This is a genomic window from Streptomyces sp. NPDC055140, from assembly GCF_053607285.1.
On record NZ_JBSGTG010000088.1, the window covers coordinates 2,058 to 6,459 of the forward strand.

General features: G+C 70.5%; 1 pseudogene. It reads right to left on the reverse strand.

Annotated elements, in window-relative coordinates:
- Positions 1–4,366 (reverse strand): annotated as a pseudogene (locus tag ACWFR4_RS47130) (hypothetical protein); the annotation flags it as partial.
- Positions 4,367–4,402: the final 36 nt, after the last annotated feature.

The window sequence follows — 4,402 nt, forward strand, 5'->3', positions numbered from 1 at the left end:
CGGCGTATGAGTCCGCGTCCGGGTAGGGCTCCACCGGCGGTGTGGCCAGCAGGACTTCGGCATTTTGGGATGAGACGGGGGCGGCCGGTTGCCCACCGGCGTCCGCGTCGGACGGTTCGCTGATCGCCACGCTGCCCTCCTCCTGTGGTGTAGCCGCTGTGTTGGGCATCGACACGTTCTCGCTCGCCGGGGCGGCAGGTTCCGGCGAGCCGCCGCGCGGCGTGACCGAGTCGTCGGCTGTCGGCACAGTGCGGACCTCCTGCCCCGAAGGGGTTGGTATCTCGCTGAGCCCGGCGGGCTTGGGGCCGTCTTGTGGCGCGGGAGCCGGAACTTGTTTGCGCGGGGCGATGGACTCGCGCGGGCTTGTGGGCGCGGCAGCAGGCTGTGTCGCCGCAGCCTCGCCAGCCGTCTGCTCCAAGGCGCCGGGCGGGGTGGGTGTCGACATGTCCCGGACCGGAGTCGGGCGCTCATCGTGCGGGGCGGGGGCGTCGCCCTCCGCGGTGTGAGCCACCACTGCCCGGCCCTTGGACGCCTTCGACGCGTTTGGTCCCGATGCCCGGTCGCCGGGTGCGTCCGCTGCGGGAGCCGGTGCGTCTGAGGCTGCGGCAGGCTGATCGGGGGCCTCCTGCTGTACCTGGGGAAGGCGGCGCGCTTCGGCGTCGGTGGCGGGAGCGATGCGGACATCCGCGAGCGAGATGGTGAACGCCTCGGCGAAGGCGCGGACTTCCTCGTTGCGCAGTGCTGCTTCGGCGAGCCGGCGTGCGTGTTCCCTCTGATCGAGGACAACAACGTCGCGGTGGTCGTAGTGGAGCCAGAGGCCGGAGAACTTCTCCAGTGCCACGGTCGTCAGGACCGTCCTGCCGTGCTCCTCCGTGACCTCGATGACCAACCGGGACGTCCCGAGCGTCCCGTTCTCGCGGTAGTCGTGGACCACGTCGCCGGGGTTGACCTGGCGTGGCGCTACGGCTCGGAGGCCGTCGGGCAGATTGGCCGTCCAGGCCGCAGGCGGCAGGGCGGATCCGTCGTCCTCGCGTACGGACACGAAACGGCTCTGCCGGAACGCGAAGAGAGCGCGGACCTCGTGGCCATCCTCACCGCGCAGGATTGGATCGGGGCCCTCGCCGATCACGCGGGTCGTGACGGTGTGGCCCTCGTCGTCGGTGTAGTCGACGAACTCGCCGACCCGGTAGTCACGTTCAAAGCGCCGCGCGGAGCGAACCGGCCCGTGCGGGGTGGGGTCTGGGGCAGGTGTGGGCGCGTCCTGCGCCGGCGGAGCGTCGACGGCCCTTCCGGCGCCGTGTGCGGCGGTGGGAGAGGCTTCGACCGCGGAGGGACGGGGCTCGATGGTCCGCCAGGTGTCCCGCAGATGGGCCCAGGCATCGACCTCGTCGCTCTCGCCCAGCGTGTACTTGTGCAGGGCCCGTGCCACGAAGCCGGCTGCATCAGCGACCTCCTCGGCTTCGGGGAAGTACGCGTGCGCGTATTGATGACGCAGGGTGAGCGGCTGCATGCCGCCCTTCCAGCCTGCGGCGTCCTCCAGGATGTGGACGATGGCCTGCCAGTCGAGGCCGATCTCCTCGGCGTGCGCACCGATGGCCTCGAGATAGGTGATGACGATGCCCCGGACGCGGTGGCGATAGGTGTCATCGGCCTGGATTCCGGCGGTGGTGCGCCAGACCTTGTCCATGGCCATCGGGTCGGTTCCGGCACCGCGGATGCGCTGCACGTAGTCCGCTGTCGCCGCGCGGCCCACGGCCTCGATGGCGGCGCGCAACTGGTGCACTGCCTGGGTCGCGTAGGCGTGGGCGACGGGGTCGGTGAGGCGTTCCAGTGCGGCGGCGGCATTCTCGTCGTACTGGGCAAGCGGGTACTGGCTGCGCCACACCCGCCGGTTGTTGTCCTCTGGGCCCGCTGCCAGTTCTTCCAGGTCACGGGCGGTGGACTGGGCGGCTCTGGCCCGGGCCGCGCTTGCCTTGTCCTTGGTCGCTTGGACCTCTGCCTCGGTAGCCGCACGGGATCGGCTGTCCCAGTTGGCGGGCAGAGGGCCCGCTGCGGGCGGCTGCAGGTGTTCCGGCTGCTCGTCGGCGACGGGAAGGTGGTCCAGGGGGGTGTAGTCGATCGGTGGAAGCACTGCGGGGTCGAGCGTCGAGGTGTCCCTGAGTCCGGTAGCCGGCAGCTTGATGTTGTGGTGGGAGAGCCAGCGGGTGCCGCGCTCGGACAAGGAAAGGTGCTGGCCTACACGTTCAGCCAGCCCGAGGTCCAGGAGGTCGGTGACGGCCTTCTGAGACGGGGCCTTCGCGATGGTGCAACGGGTGGGGGTCCGCTTCATGAATACGCCGTTGGCCTCGGTGATGTCGCCTCGGGCGATGTCGAAGAGGGCGCGGCTTGCTGCCTGGGTGAGCTTGGGGAACTTCGGCTCCCCCTCTGCAGGACCCGCTGGGACCGCGGCGCCGGGGTGCGCGTCGGGCTCGGCGGCCGCAGCCGTCGTGTTCGGCTCGAGGACAGTGAACAGCTCCCCCTGTTCCTGGCTTGGATCCGGGGGCATGCCGGTGCCCGCATCGTCCGGTGACGCGGTTTCGGCGGGCGTGGCGTCCGTGCGGGCCTCGGCCTGTGATGGGGGCGCGGCGAACGGGACCGGGACCGCGTCAGACGGCCTGGGATCGGTGGACGGGGTGTTCGGGAGCTCGGCGGGCTCCTCCTGCGCCGATGCCTGCGGTGCGAGCGGTTCAGCGCCGCGCTCTCGGCCTGCGGCTTCTGCGGGCGTGCCCTCGGGAGCGGTTGGTGCACCCGGTTGTTGGAGGCGCGGGGCTGCGAGTTCGACGCCGTTGGTCGCGGTTGCAGTTGTGGCGTCGACTTGGTGGGCCGCGAGCTCGGGGAGATGGGCGGTGATTCCGGCGTGCAGGGTGTACTCGCCGGGGTGGGCCCGGCGTACGCCGTCACGCAACTTGACTGGGTGGGTGAGTCGCTGGGCCTGGTCCTGGTGATCCTCCGGCCACCAGAAGCCCGGGATCAGCTCACCGCTCGCGCCGACAAAGGCGGTTCCGATGGCCTGGCTTCCGCCTCGGAGCGGCGGAAAGTAGCCGGCCACGTCCGGCGCGTAGTCCAGCTCGTCCTGATCGAAGGTGAACATCACCTCGTCGCCGGGCTGGAGGTCCGTCCGGTTCGTGGGGTGGATGAAGTCGAATTCCGAGAACCGGTACGAGGCGAGGTCTTCCATCCACCCGTACGCCTCAGACGTCTCCCGCAGAGTCCGTAGCCGGTGGTGGAAGCCGAGGGATTCATGGGTCTGGTTGCTCGTGATCCAGTTGTAGAAGAGGTCGCCTCCCGGGTGCCGGTAGGGGTGCTCGGCGCTGGGGAAGTCGTCGTCATCCCAGGGGAATGCCGTGCCGTTCTCATCGGTGAGGCGCTCCAGCAGCGCGGCGTAGCGCAGTGCGTGGCGGCGCGACTTTACTTCCCAGGGCACGATCGCGTCAGCGGAGCCGGGTGCGACCACATGCCAGCCCCGCCCCGCCGATCCGTGGATCAGCAAGCGTCCGCTCGGCACGATTTCCAGGCTCGGATCGGTCGCAAGCTCTCCGGCGTAGCGGGCCCGGCCTCGCAGCTCATGTCGGTCGATCCCGGCTGGGTCGTCTCCCGTGTCGGGCAGGGGGCGCCCCGCCTGGTCGACCTGGTGTGCGCGGACCTCGTCGATGCTGGCTAAGCGGGGGGCGGGCGGGTGCGGATCGGGAGTGGCGGTGGCGGCCTCTACGCGCGCGGCCATGTCAGCGAAGTGCGCCCACTGGGCGGGGCCTGCCAGCAGCTCGGCGACCGTGTCCAGCTCATCGGAAGCCACCGCCGCGAACTCGACCAGCACATCGGCGAAGTCACGCGCACTGTCGCCCTGCGGGTTGATCGGAGGGGAGGAGCAGACGATGGCGGTCAGCGCGTCACGCACCCGCTGCTTCGCGCGTGCGCCGGTCACCGCGTCCTCGGCCGTGTCGATGGCGTGCATGATGGCGTTCATCGCGACCCGGATGAACGGGTCGGTCCGCGAGGGTTCCAGGGTGAGCTGGAGAAGCTCGGCCGGATCGTGCTCCGCGGTGCGCAGCCGCTCGGTGCTGTAGGCACGGGCCCGTGTCGCAAGGTCGGTGACCTCATCGCGCATCGACTGGGCGGCTCTCGCCACTGCCGCGTGTGCGTCGGGCTGATTCTCGAGCTGCTGCAGTTGGTGGGCGAGGTTGTCGGTGAACTGGGCGTAGGGGTCATCCGGATCCAGCGCACGGCGCCGGTCGGACAGCGGGGGAAGGTCCCCATCCCGTGCGGCGAGGGCTTTGCCGTGTGCCGTGCGCCGATCCTCGTCCCAGACAAGATCCGGCAGCCGGGGCACCGGTGGGGCAGCTGGCGGAGCGATGCCGTCGCGGGC